The sequence below is a fragment of the Vibrio rhizosphaerae genome, assembly GCF_024347095.1.
In the GTDB taxonomy this organism is placed as follows: Bacteria; Pseudomonadota; Gammaproteobacteria; order Enterobacterales; family Vibrionaceae; genus Vibrio; species Vibrio rhizosphaerae.
The window spans coordinates 2,730,245-2,745,921 of record NZ_AP024903.1 but is presented as its reverse complement, the minus strand read 5'-3'; the positions used below and the strand labels follow the sequence as shown (position 1 = coordinate 2,745,921).

The following is a 15,677-nucleotide window of genomic DNA, read 5'->3' as shown; positions in this document are numbered from 1 at the left end:
ATCCATAGAAGAGTGCCTAATCCATAAAAGATTGCTTCATCCAGAACAATAGTCGCGAAAACTGGTGAGCGAATGTCGTTACCGCGACGTGAGTGAGAAGCAGAAGCGAGTCCCTTATGCCAGAGAAAAACATTGCAGCAGAAACGCTGAACACAAGAACGGTCACCGAAGAGAGTATCGCAAAAATTTTGATGCGTGCCCGTCATGAATGTACGGCGATTCCCTTGATTGATGCCCTCTCCGAACAAGATATTGCATTTGGTTACCAAGTACAAAAAGCGGTAATTGAGCTGAACCAACAAGCGGGGAATGCGTTGATCGGCTGGAAAGTCGCTTTGTCCAGTCAGCCAGCCTTAGACCGTTTTGCCCTACAAGCCCCGATTTATGCGCCGCTGTTTGCTGCCAATCGACTGTCTGGCCCGTTAACTCAGGATCAGGTGATAGCGCCTAAAATTGAATCTGAAATTCTATTTGTGTTAGGGAAAGATCTCTCCGGCAAAGATGTCTCTGATGACGAGATTCTGGCAGCGATTGCGTGGATGGCGCCGGCGATTGAAGTTGCTGACTGTCGTCTTCAGGGCTGGAAGTTCGATATCCCCCATTTTGTCTCCGACAATGCGGCGGCGGGTTTTTATCAGGTGGGGACAATGATGCCGTTTGATGCTCAGGTACTTGAACAGTCCGGTTGTCCATGCCTGCTCGAAACAGACCGTACCAGCGAAGTCGGCGCTGCCGTGAATGTTCTGGGCGGGCCGCTGGGGTCCGTCGTATGCATGATAAAAGGCATATTGACGCTCTTTGGTGAAGTAAAAGCAGGACAGCATTTTCTGAGTGGTTCTCTGACCAAACCTGTCGATATGGTCTCAGGACACACCTATCTCCTCCATCTGCTCGATCAGACGGTCGTGCTTCAATATCAGTCAGTTATAGGTAACGTGATGACAGATAAATTTGATAAAGGCCTTGCCACCCGTAAGGCGGTTTTAGGCGCAGAATACGTCGATAACTCAATCAATCAGGCGACTCACTTTACACGTCCGCTGCAGCAGTTGGTCACTGAATATTGCTGGGGGGATATCTGGCAACGGACCGGGTTGGAACAGCGCGAACGCAGTCTGATTAATTTAGCGATGATCTCAGCGTTGAACCGTCCTCATGAGCTAGCCTTACATGTGCGGGGTGCCGTGAACAATGGTGTGACGGTTGCAGAAATTCGCGAAGTTTTATTGCAAGTTGCCATTTACTGTGGTGTGCCGGCGTCGATCGATGCCTTTCGTACGGCAGGCAGCGTATTAAAGGAAATGGGGTTGGATTTAGACGCGCCTGACCTCGCTTAACCTTATCAAAAAGAGAAACAGACCATGCTGAAATCGAGTTACCCATTTTATCTGGCTAACGAAGCCGTTTATGCCAACACGGATTTGTCAGTTCACAATAAGTACTCCCATGAAGTTGCGACCAAGGTCGCTATGGCCAGTGCGGCTGACATCGATCAAGCTATTGCTGCTGCAGATGCGGCCAAAGACGCAATGAAAGCCCTGCCGGCTTATCAGCGTCAGGCGATTTTGCAGCACTGTATTACGCGTTTTAAAGAACGTTTTGAAGAGTTGGCCTATGCGTTGTGTATTGAAGCCGGGAAACCGATTAAAGACTCGCGTGGGGAAGTGACCCGGCTGATTGATACCTTCCAAATCGCGGCGGAAGAAGCCACACGGATTTATGGCGAAGTGATGCCGATGGATATTTCTGCCCGTGCTGCGAATTACCAAGGTATGTGGAAGCGTGTTCCGATTGGCCCATGCTCATTTATTTCCCCGTTCAACTTTCCCCTGAATTTAGCCGCTCATAAAATTGCCCCTGCGATTGCCGCTGGTTGTCCGTTTGTTCTCAAACCTGCCAGCTTAACCCCGGTGAGTGCGTTGATTGTCGGTGAGATTCTGGCCGAGACCGAGCTGCCAAAAGGTGCTTTTTCTATTTTGCCTTGTCATCGTGAAGGGGCTGACTTATTCACCACAGACGAGCGTTTGAAATTGCTCAGCTTTACCGGTTCGCCGGATGTGGGGTGGGCGCTGAAGGCTAAAGCGGGTAAAAAGCCGGTTGTGCTGGAGTTGGGAGGCAACGCTGCCTGTATCGTTGATGAAGGCACTAACTTGGACGATGCGGTACAACGCATTGTCTTTGGGGCTTATTATCAATCAGGGCAAAGCTGTATCAGCGTGCAGCGCATTATCGTACATGAAGCGATCTATGATGATATGAAGCGGCGTCTTACCGAAGCCGTCAGCGCATTGGTCTCCGGCGACCCATTAGATGAGAACACCTTTATTGGTCCGATGATTAGTGAAAAAGAAGCGCAGCGTTTGCAGACCTGGATTGAAGAAGCGGTTACCGGCGGAGCAAAAGTACTGGCGGGTGGTCAGCGAGATGGCGCTATGCTGACGGCAACGCTCATGGAAAACGTTGATCCCGCCATGTCGGTTTCTTGTCAGGAGGTGTTTGGCCCTGTTGCGATTTTATCGTCGTTTCGTGATTTTGATGCGGCACTGGCTGAGGTCAATCACTCGGTGTTTGGCTTACAAGCGGGCATCTTTACCAAAGACATTTATAAAGCCTATAAAGCATGGGATGTGCTTGATGTGGGTGGTGTGGTCATTGGTGATGTGCCTTCTTGGCGGGTTGATCATATGCCTTATGGTGGGGTTAAAGACAGTGGCTTAGGGCGTGAAGGGGTTCGCTTTGCTATCGAAGATATGACGGAAATGAAACTAATGGTACTGCGTGATATTTCGTGATCCGGGTTCCTTTTTATACAACGAAAAGCCATTGAAGGAATGATAGTGTTTCGTTTTACTGTATTTTTATTTTAATGATAAGCATAAAAATCTAGTGATTATTATGAAGCGATCCGCGTTGATCGCTTCCTCCGTGGTGAGCCGCGTAACGTGGCTGTTCTCATCTCATTTTAATCTGCGCCGTATTGGCGATTCCTTTAAGCTCAAGCAATTTCTCGGACACTGAGGGGCTTTTCTAAGTAAAAACAGAAGTGCTCTATCACAAACAACGACCGAGTGATTTATATAAAAAAAGACTAATCTTTATGGAGGGGCATCCGGTATTTTGACTGACACAGTTGTGGGTGCGACTTAAATTTAAAGGTATGTTTTCTTACTAATGCAGGTTTAGAAAGTATATGCGGTATGACTTGAGGTATTTTTATGTCTAAATATAGTATCAGAATAAAGTTGGTTGTGATTACCGGCGTCTTCTTTGCTTGTCTTATTGGTATACTGACTTACCTATCCGCTCACTCGATTCGTTCTTTGAGCGACTTCTCTGCCAATGAACTGAGAGTATATCAAGACGATCAAGCCGCACTTTTATTAGAATCCGCAGCCAGTGAAGTTCATGCTCAGGTCTCAAATTATCTTGGTGATACTGCGGCAGTCGTCTCCAGCTTTGCCAAAGTCTTAACCGATACGGCAGCGGGCAATGGTGGCACTCCTTTTATGCGTCAACAAGTTAAAGACATGACCCTGTCGTTACTCAAAAGCTCACCCAATATGAATGCGTTATACGCACAATTTGAACCCAATGGTTACGATGGAAAAGATCAGGCGTCAATGGGAACCGGGGATCATACGTCTTCAGTCGGTACGCTCGACACCTATTGGTTAATCGGTGATAACGGGGATTATATTTATAGTCCGGGACAGCCTGAGCTGAAATATATTCAGGATAAAGATGAAAATGGTGTTCGGGGTTCCGAATGGTATTTGTGTCCGATGGATACGAAAAAATCCTGTCTGTCGGACCCTTATTTATTTCAGCTGACCAGTGGGCAAAAGGTATTAATGACAACATATTCAGCGCCGGTCATGGCCGATGGCAAGTTTGCCGGTATGGTGGGTGCGGATATTAATTTGTCTGAGATTCAAAAAAAGCTGGAGCAAATGAGTCGTCATTTATTTAACGGTGAAGGTAAAATCACTATTGTCAGTGAAAAAGGTTTGATTGTGGGCTCCAGCGAACTGCCCGATGCGATTGGTAAAAACGTAAACAAACTGAAATTAACTTTTGCCAATCAAACATCAGGGTTGACCAAAGGCGCTGAACAATGGGTATACAGCGATAGCATGACGATTAACACGGCTCCCAATGCCTGGAAAATTTATGTCTCTGTACCAACCTCGGTATTATTGGCTCCTGTGACCAAAATGTCCGGTCAGCTGAGTGATAAAACCCGCAGTTCAATTACCTTATTTGTGAGTTTGTCGGTCGGGCTTTTACTTACCGGGCTTGTGTTAGTCTTTTTAGTCGTCAATACCGTGACATCTCCGCTGCGTAGTATTGCTTTACGGATGGAAAAACTGGCGTCTGAAGACGGAGATCTAACCCAGCGCCTTGATAAGCAAAAACATTTAGAGTTGATGTTGTTAGCCAAAGGGTTTAATCAGTTTACGGGTAAATTGCAGGATATGATTACGCGTCTCATCCAGCAGCGAGATGTGGTTGCTACAACCAATGATGAGTTTACCAAGGCGACAGCAACCGCCCATCAGTCGACTCTGCTACAGGCGGAACAAATCGATTCAGTGGTTTCTGCGGTAACAGAAATGTCCAGTTCGGCAACCGAAGTGGCAAATCTGGCACGGCATAATGGTGAAGCTGCCACGGAAATCAGTCAGTTCCTCTCCGAATCTTTTGAGCTGGTTCAATCGAACCGCCAGATGGTTGAAAGTCTTGCCGATCAGTTAAATGATGCCAGTAATCAGGTGGCGCAAGTGTCTCAACGCAGTGATTCTATTAACACCATTCTGGATACCATCCGAGCGATTGCTGAGCAAACCAATCTATTGGCATTAAATGCAGCCATTGAAGCCGCACGGGCTGGTGAACAAGGGCGGGGGTTTGCTGTGGTGGCTGATGAAGTGCGTAATTTGGCCGCGCGGACTCAGGAGTCGACAGAAGAAGTCGATGAGTTGATCAAAGGTTTGCAACAGGATGTTCAATCGGCAGTCGCACTGATCGTCAAGAGTCAGGAAAATGCCCAGCAAACGGTGACTTCTTCTGTTGAAAATGCCGATAAATTGGGGGTTGTTAACCAAAGAGTCGCAGGCATTTCAGATAATACGATTCAAGTTGCTTCTGCTGCTGAACAGCAATCCAATGTGGCTGAGGATATTAACCGGAGTCTGGTCGGGATTCATGAATCTTCTGCCAGACTGAAAGACATTGTCAGTGAATTGGAAAGCAGCAATAGTCATAATACCAGAGCTGTCGGTGAATTAACCGCCATTCTGTCTTTGTTGAAAGTGAAGTAATCAGCGGTTCATACATGGTTTCCATAAGCGTGGTATTTTCATCCGAATGCCACGCTTTTTTATGGATAGAGGCTATTTTGAGCATCAAGACATCGCTACTTTGATAGCACACACTTTGAGTGCAGAGAGCTGCTTGTTCACTCAGAGCATGATCGGGTTATGGCGTTGTCTTTTCACTCGGGTTATTTGCCATTAATTGACGCATTTGGGCCATGATCCAATCGGTTAGCGTCGAGCGAGGGCTTTGAATCAGTGTGACAATACCGACTTCCATAAAGCGGTCCGATAATATGTCACTTTTGGCAATTTTGAGTTGTTGTGAAAACCATTCCGTGCTGGCTATGTGTTCAGGCACAATCGCCCATCCTTGATTTTGTGTGACCAATTCACAAATTAAATAATAACTGTCGATATCCCAATGATCCGGACTGAAGGCGTGTTCGCGATTTTCTCCTGAACGATTGCATAAGACGAATTGTCGATATTGTTGTAATTGCACCAGACTCAGAATCTCTTCTTTGGCCAGAGGATGCTGTTGACCGACAATGAGTACCTTTTTTAAATAGCCAAGCGTGTGCAATTGTAATTTGGCAGGCAATTGATTGTGGCTGATCATGAGACCAATATCGGCATTGTGATTGGCAATGGCCATCGCAATGTCATCTCGGGAACCATTGGTGATCACTAAGTGGGTGTTGGGAAAGGTATCACCGAGTTGCGGAAACATGGTATGGATGGTTGCTAAGGGAAGCGCCTCATCAATGGCAATCCGTAACGAAATTGGTTCTTGACTCACTGCCGTTAAGGCTCTTGATTCCAAACGTAAGCATTGGTTCAGAACGGCTTGCGCTTCAGGGAGCATCTCGTTGCCTAATGATGTGAGTACCGGAAACTTAGAGCGGCGATCAAACAACTCGAAGCCTAAATCCAGTTCTAAATTGGCAATGGCACTGCTAATACGCGATTGCGCCTTATTCAGTTTTCTTGCCGCAGCCGAAAAAGATCCCAATTCGGCGGCAGTCACAAAGGCGAGTAGTTGGTCAAGGGTCCAGTTCACATACATCTCCTGTTCAAACATGTATCCAAAGCTTGCTAAAGAAGTCTGTTACCTATCCTATAAACGGATAGTAACTAACTTTGTTATATCTTAATTTGTCATATGATGCGCTCTCTTTTTATGCAATGGGAGAGGCAACATGCCAAACGAGACAACAACTCAGCTACCCGAATCGGTCGCACAGGCCTTTTGGCGCTTTGCGATTCCCTCGATTGTTGCCATGCTGGTGAGTGGGTTGTATCAGATTATTGATGGCTTATTTGTCGGGCAATATGTCGGAAGCGAAGGACTCGCCGGAGTCAATATGGCGATGCCATTATTGGGACTGATCATGGGCTTTGGGCTTCTCATCGGCATGGGGGGTGGCAGTGTGTTGTCCCAGTATCGCGGCGAGAAGAACCGCTATGCAATGCAAGCAACATTAGTGACCGCTCTGTTTTTGGTGGTCGGTATCGGTTTATTGGCCACGCTGGTGTTTATCTCTTTCGGTAAAACTGGCTTACACCTGCAAGGCGCAACGAGTCACACGCTGATGCTGAGTTGGCAATATGTTGAAGTCATGTCGTACGGGGCTTTGATTTCGATCGGTGCCAGTGCCATGCCGATGCTAGTGCGTAATGATGATAGCCCGAACATGGCCACACGCTTCATTGTGGCGGGGGCGTTATTAAACATCGTATTGGATTATGTTTTGTTAGGGATATTCGGCATGGGGCTAAAAGGAGCGGCCGTCGCGACCTTGATTGCACAGCTTGCAACGTGCGTTTTGTGCCTGCGGTATTTTACTTCGGCGAAAGCAAAAACCGTTTTATCGCTGCATCAGTTTGATAAGAATATTGCGCAGCGAATCATGCAGCTTGGGGCATCGAACTTAGTCATGTTTATCTATATGAGTTTTATCATTGCGCTGCATAACCGGTTATTTATGGACTATGGGGATACGACCCAATTGGCGGCGTTCGCCATCGTCGGTTATTTAGCGAGCTGTTATTACTTCTTTGCTGAAGGCTTAGTCAGTGGCTTGCAGCCGCCTGTCAGTTATTATCTGGGGGCGAAGCAGTACCCACGGATTATCCAAACCGTGAAGTTAGCGTTTTCTGTCACGATTGGTTCAGGGATCGTTGTCGTCCTTGTTTTGAATCTCTTTCCCGCATTTTTCGCCAGTTTTTTTACGCATGCGAATCAGCCGTTAATTGAGGCCACCAAGGTCGGGATTCGGTTGCATCTGATGGCGCTGTTTTTAGATGGCTTCTTATTTATGGCATCGATTTACTTTGTTGCGGTAGGGAAGAGTGGTCAGGCGCTGTTTGTCTCCGTAGGAAACATGGTCGTGCAATTGCCGTTCTTGTTTATGTTACCGAGGTTGTTTGGTATTGAGGGCGTGTGGTTGTCGGTACCATTATCGAATATCGCCTTCACCCTCGTTGTCTTACCTATGCTATGGATGAACTTAAAAGGTTTAAGAGAGAAACCAACGACCGCTGCAAACCGATGCTTGTCTCATCTCTGAGAGGGCGAGACGCTGTGACGAAAGATCGCAATGGTTCTGCTTGAATTACTGTGGGAGCGGATGGAAAACCATCAGTCGTTTCTTCATCGCTAGACAGCGTTGTCCTTTCTCTATACAATTCGCGCTCGGAGTTGACTGGGTAGTCGCTGCTTTATTGATGTCCCTTGGCTTTGGCCGGGGAGACTGATAAAGGGGAGGAAAGTCCGGGCTCCATAGAGCAGGGTGCCAGGTAACGCCTGGGGGGCGAAAGCCTACGACAAGTGCAGCAGAGAGAAGACCGCCGATGACCCTTGTGGTCAGGTAAGGGTGAAAGGGTGCGGTAAGAGCGCACCGTGCGACTGGCAACAGTTCGTAGCAAGGTAAACTCCACCCGGAGCAAGACCAAATAGGCTCTCGTATGGCGTGGCTCGCGTCTGGGAGCGGGTAGGTTGCTTGAGCCAGTGAGCGATTGCTGGCCTAGAGGAATGGCTACTACCGTTGCAAAACGGAACAGAACCCGGCTTATAGGTTAACTCCGGCTATTCTTGACCCATCATGATTTTCAGTCATGATGGGTTTTTTGCTTTATATTGACGTTATCTGTCCCAGATCGTTTAAACTTGGCGCAATATCACGTCTGGTATTCAGGAAGGGAGTAGCAGTGTTTCTGGCATTCTACTACCATAGTGTCCTGAGCAAGTTAAACGTATTCGGATCCTTATATGTATTGCATATGGGACGGGTTGCTTGCAGAGGTTTTACGAGAGAACGAATGACGCAAACAGCATTTCAGCATATTTCCGTCCTGTTGGATGAATCCATCCGCGGACTGGACATCAAACCAGACGGTATTTACATCGACGGCACCTTTGGCCGGGGAGGACATTCGCGTACGATTTTGTCCAAACTTGGGCCACAGGGAAAACTCTACAGTATTGATCGGGATCCTCAGGCGATTGAAGCCGCCCGGCAGATCGATGATCCCCGCTTTACGATTATTCATGGTCCTTTTTCCGCGATTGCTGATTATGCCGAAACATATGGTTTGAGCGGTAAAGTCGATGGGGTGCTATTCGATTTGGGGGTCTCTTCCCCCCAATTGGATGATGCCGAGCGCGGGTTCAGCTTTTTAAAAGATGGTCCGCTGGATATGCGTATGGATCCGACATCAGGTGTGCCGGTTTCTCAGTGGCTGAATGAGGCGGACTTAGATGACATTACTTGGGTCATTCGTGAATTTGGTGAAGACCGCTATGCCCGGCGAATAGCCAAAGCGATTATTGATTATCGCAACAATGAAGAGAATGAACCGTTACAACGGACACGTCAGCTGGCTCAACTGATTGCCGATGTCGTGCCGAAAAATTATAAAGAGAAAAAACATCCGGCAACGCGTGCTTTTCAGGCGTTTCGCATTTATATCAATAGTGAATTAGACGAAATTGACTGTGCATTAAAAGGCGCGTTATCGATACTTGCACCTCAGGGACGTTTATCGGTGATTAGCTTTCATTCACTGGAAGACCGGATGGTGAAGCACTTTATGCGTAAAGAAAGCAAAGGACCACAGGTTCCGCATGGACTCCCTTTGACCGATGCTCAGATTCAGGCACTGGGAAGTGCTCGTCTTAAGACGGTTGGTAAGGCGATTAAACCATCTGAACACGAAGTCGCACAAAATACCCGTTCCAGAAGTTCGGTGCTTCGGATTGCGGAAAAACTAGCATGACACAGACAAAAAACAGCCAATCCAGTCCGAATCTGGTGCGAGTGATTTTAACCGATCTATTCACCGTCGGGCGTTTAGCGCTGTTTTTGCTATTCATCATATTCGTGACCGCGATGGGCATCGTATTTACGACACATCAAGCTCGCATGGCTATCACCGCGAGAGAGCATGAGATGGTTGAAAGAGAACACTTAGATAGTGAATGGCGTAACCTGTTATTGGAAGAAACTGCGCTTTCAGATAACAGCCGGGTTCAGGACTTGGCTCAGAAAGACCTGAATATGATTCGTCCCGATGCAGACAAGGAAGTGGTAGTTCCTCTGAAATGAAAAAGATCGAGCCTTCCCCACAAAAGCAGCCTTCTCAAAGCCATGTATTCATTCGTTGGCGCTTCTATATTATTTTATTCTTTATTTTCTCCGCCTTTGGCATTCTGATTGGGCGTACCGCTTACATTCAGGTCATTGAGCCTGATAATTTAGTCTATCAGGGCGACTTGCGTTCGATCCGCGCGAAAACCATCCCGTCAGCGCGGGGAATCATCTCTGATCGGAATGGCGAACCGCTGGCGGTGAGTGTCCCGGTTGATGCCGTATGGGCCGATCCGGCCACTATTTTTAAATATCATGAATTGGATGACCGAAACCGGTGGTACGCTTTAGCCGATGTGCTGGGGCTCGATCGTCAGGATTTGATTGATAAAATTTCTGAAAATAAAAATCGTCGTTTTATCTATTTACAACGGCAGGTGAACCCACCGATGGCCAAATATATCCGTGAGCTGAAGTTAAAAGGGGTTGGCCTGAAATCTGAATCGCGGCGTTATTATCCATCCGGTGAAGTTAGTGCTCACTTAATTGGGATGACCGGGATTGATGGTCACGGCTTAGAAGGGGTCGAGAAAAGTTATGATAACTGGCTGAGTGGCGAAGCTGGTAAGCAGGTCATTCGGAAAGACCGTTATGGACGGGTCGTTGAAAACATTGCCTTGGAAGCCAAGCAGGAAGGGAAACCGTTACAACTGACCATTGATCAACGAATTCAGGCCATCGCTTATCGAGCGGTGAAACAGGCGAAAGCAGATCACCGGGCCACATCCGCATCTGCGATTATTGTGGATGTCAAAAGCGGCGCCATTCTGGCGATGGTCAACGCACCATCATATAACCCGAATAATCGTTCGGATTTGCAAACCTTTCGGATGAGAAACCGAGTATTGACCGATGCAATGGAACCGGGCTCAACCATTAAACCGTTTACAGAAATTGCTGCGCTTGAAAACGGTGTCGCGGATAAGAATACGGTGATTGATACCGAAAATGGTGTGTTCCGTATTGGCGGCAGCCGGGTTCGGGATGTGTCGCGGGTCGGAAAAGCCAATTTACAAAAAATTCTCCAAAAATCGAGCAATATCGGGGTGGCTAAACTGGCTTTACGAATGCCAATTCAGGCACTGTTGGGATTATATGGCTCCGTCGGGTTCGGGGAATTATCAGGATTGAATATTGTCGGCGAATCCATTGGGATTTTTCCGACTCGAACGCGTTGGTCCAGATTTGAAATTGCGACGTTAGCGTTCGGTTATGGTATCTCGGTGACCCCGATTCAGCTGGTCCATGCCTATGCCACGCTGGGAAATTACGGGGTTTATCAACCATTGCATATTATTGAAAACAATCAGCAGGATCTATCCAAGAAAGTGATTGATCATGATATCGCTAAATTAGTGCTGGGATATATGGAAACGGTCACTCAGCCCGGCGGAACGGCGACCAAAGCTGCGATTCCCGGATACCGGGTTGCGGCGAAAACGGGAACAACACGAAAAGCAACCAAAGGGGGGTATAGTGATGAATATGTTAATATCACCGCTGGGATTGCCCCGGTCAGTGATCCTCGCCTGGCTTTGGTTGTGGTGGTGAATGAGCCGCAAGGGGATGAATATTACGGTGGTTCGGTTGCCGGGCCTGTTTTTGCTGAAATCATGAAAGGGGCACTCCAGATCATGAATATTGCGCCTGATGATAATCAGTCCCGCAGTCAATAAGGAAGACGTATGTGTGAAAGTATATCGATTGCTGAATTGATTTCTCCCTGGCTTCAACTTGAGGCTACCACATATGCGGATGTTCCGGTTCGCAGGCTGGTACTTGACAGCCGACAGATTCATTCCGGAGATACTTTTGTTGCGGTCATCGGACATCAAATTGATGGGCGGACGTTTATTGATACGGCAATTGCCGCAGGCGCTAACCTAGTCATTGCGCAGTCCGATTCTCAGACACAACACGGTACCATTGAAGCCCGGGCGGCTGTACCAGTCATCTATTTGGATGAACTGAATACGCATCTCTCTGAATTAGCCGGGCGGCTCTATCAGCATCCGAGTCAACACCATTCGCTGGTGGGGATCACCGGAACCAATGGCAAAACGACAATTTCTCAATTGATTGCACAATGGCTGAATATTTTAGGTCAGCGCTGTGCGGTGATGGGTACGACAGGGAATGGGTTTCTTGATCAGTTACAGCCCGCAGGCAATACCACCGGCAGTGCCATTGATATTCAAGAAACGCTCTCTTCACTGATAAATCAGGGTGCTAATTATACGGCAATGGAAGTCTCATCGCATGGTCTGGTGCAAGATCGGGTCAAAGCATTGCACTTTGATGTCGGCGTATTTTCCAATTTAAGCCGTGATCATCTGGATTATCATGGTGATATGGCAACCTATGCGCAGGCGAAAAAATTATTATTCTGCACCCACCTGTGTCAACGGGCGGTGATTAACGTCGATGATCAAGTGGGGCGTTCATGGTGTGATGAGCTGAATGATGCGATTGGCGTTTCGCTCTCGGAACGTCCTCAGACCCGGCTTGGTCTTTGGGCGACAGATGTCCGTTATCGTGAAGATGGTATCCTCCTTTCTTTTGACAGCGCATGGGGAAGTGGCAATTGTTCCGTGCCTTTAATTGGTGCCTTTAACGCCAGTAATGTGTTACTGGCATTGACGACAATGCTGGTACTGGGATTTGATAAAGATGATTTAGTCGCGACAGCCGGGCATTTATGTCCCGTTGTCGGCCGTATGGAGTTATTTCAAACAGCAGGGCGCGCCAAAATTGTTGTGGATTATGCCCATACCCCGGATGCGCTGGAAAAGGCTCTCTCTGCGCTGAAAGTTCATTGCCGTGGCAAGTTATGGGTCATCTTTGGTTGTGGCGGGGATCGGGATCGGGGTAAGCGCCCGCTGATGGCTGCTATTGCGGAGCGATTGGCAGATCATGTTGTTCTGACCGATGATAATCCACGTCGTGAACCGGCTGAGCAGATTATTGAAGATATGTTGCAAGGCTTACAGGTCCCGGCGAATGTACATGTTGAACATCAACGGCAAAAAGCGACTGAATTCGCATTATCTCAGGCCGGTGAAAACGATATTATCCTGTTGGCCGGTAAAGGCCATGAAGATTATCAGGTTACGGCGGAAGGTACGCATCACTATTCTGATCGAGAGACGGCAATAAGACTGTTGGAGTTAATGGCATGATTCAGGTTTCATTATCGCAATTGGCAAATATTCTCGAAGCTGAACTTATCGGCAGAGATCTTGATATCCGTGCTATTTCAACGGATACCCGGCATATTGACAAAGGTGCACTGTTTATTGCCCTGACTGGTGAACGGTTTGATGCGCATGATTTTGCCGAGCAGGCTATCGAGCAAGGGGCACTGGCTCTTCTGGTGAGCCGACCATTACCAGTCAATGTGCCTCAGATTGTTGTCAGTGATACCCGCCAAGGATTAGGAAAAATTGCTGCATGGATTCATCAGCAGTGCCAGACGAAAACCGTTGCAATCACCGGGAGTTGCGGTAAGACGACCGTGAAAGAGATGGTGGCGGCGATTTTATCTCAAAAAGGTCGGACGCTTTATACGCAAGGCAATTTCAACAATGAAATTGGCGTACCTTTAACACTACTCCGATCTTGCCCTGAAGATGATTTTGCTATTATTGAGCTGGGCGCGAATCATATCGGTGAAATCGCGTATACGACTCGATTAGTCAGACCGGATGCGGCATTGGTTAATAATGTTGCTGCATCACACTTGGAAGGATTTGGATCTTTAGATGGCGTCAAAGTTGCCAAAGGTGAGATCTTTGAAGGACTGAAACCCGGAGCGACAGCGGTTATGAATCTCGATAGTCAGGGAGAGACATTGTGGCAACCGGTTCTCGCGGATAAACATGTGGTGACTTTCTCACGACAAGATGCGTCGGCTGATTTTTATGCACAATCCGTTCGTCTGGATACATCTGCTCGCCCAAGTTTTACTCTGATTGCACCACAAGGTCAGCGAGAAATTCAATTGAATATCATCGGTGAACATAACATTGCCAATGCTTTGGCTGCGGCGGCATTGGCAACCGCTGTCGGTGCAACGTTAGATGAAATAAAAACCGGATTAGAAAACGCGAAAAACGTGCAGGGGCGTGTCGATGTATCGATGCTAACCCCAAACATTCGCTTGATCGATGATAGCTATAATGCCAGTGTGCCAGCGGTGAAATCTGCGATTGATCTTTTGGCAACATTTTCTGCAGTACGATGGCTTATTTTAGGCAACATGGCTGAGCTCGGTGATGAAAGTCTTGCACTTCACCGCCAAGTTGGTGAACATGCATCAGCCTTTGGGTTCGATTATGTGCTGACATACGGCGAAGATGCCAAAATTATCAGTGAGGTGTGTCAAGGCGAACATTTCTCTTCACACCAAGACATGATGAAGTATATCGAGCGGCAACTCGATAATAATAATCAAAATCAAGAGCATGTTTTACTGGTCAAAGGCGCACACAGTGCCGGGATGGGTAAGATAGTTGCTGCTCTCAAGGAGAAATACGCATGATTATTTGGCTTGCAGAATTATTACAGCCATATTTTTCTTTCTTTCGTCTGTTCGAATATCTGTCATTCAGAGCCATTCTCAGCATTTTGACTGCATTGGGGCTTTCTCTCTGGATGGGACCTCGCCTGATTAAGCGACTTCAATTGTTACAAATCGGACAAGTGGTGCGCAATGATGGCCCTGAATCTCACTTCAGCAAACGCGGCACACCGACGATGGGCGGGGTGATGATTCTCGCATCGATCTTGATTACGGTGCTATTGTGGACGGATTTGTCCAATCCTTATGTTTGGGCTGTGATGATTGTTCTCCTCGGTTACGGGGCTGTCGGTTTTGTGGATGATTATCGTAAAGTTGTACGTAAAAATACCGATGGTCTGATCGCACGATGGAAGTATTTTTGGCAATCTCTGATTGCTTTATGTGTCGCATTTGCTTTGTATCTGCATGGCAAAGATACCAGCGCGACGGAGCTTGTGGTGCCTTTCTTTAAAGATGTTATGCCACAATTGGGGATGTTTTATATTATTCTGACTTATTTCGTCATTGTCGGAACCAGTAATGCGGTCAATTTGACCGATGGACTGGATGGACTGGCGATTATGCCGACGGTGTTAGTTGCTGCCGGGTTTGGGGTTATTTCCTGGGCGACAGGCAACGTCAATTTTGCCAATTATCTTCATATTCCTTATATCGCTTACGCTTCTGAGCTTTCCGTTGTTTGTACTGCCATTGTCGGTGCCGGACTGGGCTTTCTATGGTTTAATACTTATCCGGCACAAGTATTCATGGGCGATGTCGGCTCACTGGCCTTAGGTGGTGCGCTGGGAACTATTGCTGTGCTTGTGCGGCAGGAGTTTGTGCTGGTAATCATGGGCGGCGTCTTTGTGATGGAAACGCTCTCGGTGATCCTTCAGGTCGGGTCTTATAAATTGCGTGGACAACGTATCTTCAGAATGGCTCCAATCCACCATCACTATGAGTTGAAAGGTTGGCCCGAACCGCGCGTGATCGTCCGTTTCTGGATTATTTCAATTGTGTTGGTTCTGATTGGCTTGGCGACTCTGAAAGTCCGTTGATGCTTTGTTTCATCCGGTTGCTGTGGTTGGTATAGCACTGGGCTGTGATGGTTTGGGATGGCGATGCTGTTTATCTTTGGATGATCGTTTA

Annotated in this window: 11 protein-coding genes and 1 other RNA gene; 11 read left to right on the top strand and 1 reads right to left on the bottom strand. The window is 47.5% G+C overall.

The genetic code is table 11. From position 1 onward, the window contains the following. The first annotated feature begins 116 nt into the window (after window positions 1-116). The 3 genes from OCV37_RS11900 (at window position 117) to OCV37_RS11890 (ending at window position 5,321) form a co-directional block, all read left to right on the top strand. Entirely contained in the window at window positions 117-1,337 is a 1,221-nt protein-coding gene (locus OCV37_RS11900) for a carboxymuconolactone decarboxylase family protein (RefSeq protein ID WP_245609139.1), read from the top strand. Between the two features lie 24 nt (window positions 1,338-1,361). Further along, the gene (locus tag OCV37_RS11895; protein ID WP_038183222.1) at window positions 1,362-2,792 is read left to right on the top strand and encodes an aldehyde dehydrogenase family protein; all 1,431 of its coding nucleotides are present in this window, start codon (window positions 1,362-1,364) and stop codon (window positions 2,790-2,792) included. A 423-nt stretch (window positions 2,793-3,215) separates the two neighbouring features. Further along, window positions 3,216-5,321: a methyl-accepting chemotaxis protein gene (locus OCV37_RS11890; protein ID WP_038183225.1), complete on the top strand. Its 2,106-nt coding sequence runs from the start codon at window positions 3,216-3,218 to the stop codon at window positions 5,319-5,321. Window positions 5,322-5,478: 157 nt separating this feature from the next. On the opposite strand, the gene OCV37_RS11885 is transcribed toward OCV37_RS11890, so the two are convergent. Then, window positions 5,479-6,378 carry a LysR family transcriptional regulator gene (locus OCV37_RS11885; protein WP_038183871.1) on the bottom strand — a complete coding sequence of 300 codons (900 nt, stop codon included), beginning with the start codon at window positions 6,376-6,378 and terminating at the stop codon, window positions 5,479-5,481. A gap of 139 nt (window positions 6,379-6,517) precedes the next feature. On the opposite strand from OCV37_RS11885, the gene OCV37_RS11880 reads away from it, so the two are divergent. The 8 genes from OCV37_RS11880 to mraY all read left to right on the top strand — a co-directional run bounded on the left by OCV37_RS11880 (window position 6,518) and on the right by mraY (window position 15,586). Beyond that, a complete protein-coding gene (locus tag OCV37_RS11880; RefSeq protein WP_038183228.1) occupies window positions 6,518-7,888 on the top strand; it encodes an MATE family efflux transporter in 1,371 nt (456 codons plus the stop codon). A 127-nt stretch (window positions 7,889-8,015) separates the two neighbouring features. Beyond that, window positions 8,016-8,408, top strand: an RNA gene (gene rnpB / locus OCV37_RS11875) — RNase P RNA component class A. Between the two features lie 231 nt (window positions 8,409-8,639). Continuing rightward, entirely contained in the window at window positions 8,640-9,596 is a 957-nt protein-coding gene (rsmH, locus tag OCV37_RS11870) for a 16S rRNA (cytosine(1402)-N(4))-methyltransferase RsmH (RefSeq protein ID WP_038183231.1), read from the top strand. After that, window positions 9,593-9,925, top strand: a complete 333-nt coding sequence (gene ftsL / locus OCV37_RS11865) for a cell division protein FtsL (RefSeq protein ID WP_038183235.1) — start codon at window positions 9,593-9,595, stop codon at window positions 9,923-9,925. The genes rsmH and ftsL overlap by 4 nt, the downstream gene beginning before the upstream one ends. Further along, window positions 9,922-11,643, top strand: coding sequence for a penicillin-binding transpeptidase domain-containing protein (locus OCV37_RS11860; RefSeq protein WP_038183238.1), 1,722 nt, complete (start codon window positions 9,922-9,924; stop codon window positions 11,641-11,643). The genes ftsL and OCV37_RS11860 overlap by 4 nt, the downstream gene beginning before the upstream one ends. A 9-nt stretch (window positions 11,644-11,652) precedes the next feature. Then, on the top strand, window positions 11,653-13,146 hold the full coding sequence (murE, locus tag OCV37_RS11855; RefSeq protein ID WP_038183241.1) for a UDP-N-acetylmuramoyl-L-alanyl-D-glutamate--2,6-diaminopimelate ligase: 1,494 nt from the start codon (window positions 11,653-11,655) through the stop codon (window positions 13,144-13,146). After that, window positions 13,143-14,507 carry a UDP-N-acetylmuramoyl-tripeptide--D-alanyl-D-alanine ligase gene (murF, locus tag OCV37_RS11850; RefSeq protein ID WP_038183243.1) on the top strand — a complete coding sequence of 455 codons (1,365 nt, stop codon included), beginning with the start codon at window positions 13,143-13,145 and terminating at the stop codon, window positions 14,505-14,507. Before murE ends, murF begins: the two co-directional genes overlap by 4 nt. Beyond that, window positions 14,504-15,586: a phospho-N-acetylmuramoyl-pentapeptide-transferase gene (gene mraY, locus OCV37_RS11845; RefSeq protein WP_038183246.1), complete on the top strand. Its 1,083-nt coding sequence runs from the start codon at window positions 14,504-14,506 to the stop codon at window positions 15,584-15,586. The genes murF and mraY overlap by 4 nt, the downstream gene beginning before the upstream one ends. The last annotated feature ends 91 nt before the right edge of the window (window positions 15,587-15,677 follow it).

What these genes read in the sequence shown, in the direction of transcription:
- OCV37_RS11900 (WP_245609139.1), top strand. Translation starts at nt 117, where the DNA reads ATGCCAGAGAAAAACATTGCAGCAGAAACGCTGAACACAAGAACGGTC.
- OCV37_RS11895 (WP_038183222.1), top strand. Translation starts at nt 1,362, where the DNA reads ATGCTGAAATCGAGTTACCCATTTTATCTGGCTAACGAAGCCGTTTAT.
- OCV37_RS11890 (WP_038183225.1), top strand. Translation starts at nt 3,216, where the DNA reads ATGTCTAAATATAGTATCAGAATAAAGTTGGTTGTGATTACCGGCGTC.
- OCV37_RS11880 (WP_038183228.1), top strand. Translation starts at nt 6,518, where the DNA reads ATGCCAAACGAGACAACAACTCAGCTACCCGAATCGGTCGCACAGGCC.
- rsmH (WP_038183231.1), top strand. Translation starts at nt 8,640, where the DNA reads ATGACGCAAACAGCATTTCAGCATATTTCCGTCCTGTTGGATGAATCC.
- ftsL (WP_038183235.1), top strand. Translation starts at nt 9,593, where the DNA reads ATGACACAGACAAAAAACAGCCAATCCAGTCCGAATCTGGTGCGAGTG.
- OCV37_RS11860 (WP_038183238.1), top strand. Translation starts at nt 9,922, where the DNA reads ATGAAAAAGATCGAGCCTTCCCCACAAAAGCAGCCTTCTCAAAGCCAT.
- murE (WP_038183241.1), top strand. Translation starts at nt 11,653, where the DNA reads ATGTGTGAAAGTATATCGATTGCTGAATTGATTTCTCCCTGGCTTCAA.
- murF (WP_038183243.1), top strand. Translation starts at nt 13,143, where the DNA reads ATGATTCAGGTTTCATTATCGCAATTGGCAAATATTCTCGAAGCTGAA.
- mraY (WP_038183246.1), top strand. Translation starts at nt 14,504, where the DNA reads ATGATTATTTGGCTTGCAGAATTATTACAGCCATATTTTTCTTTCTTT.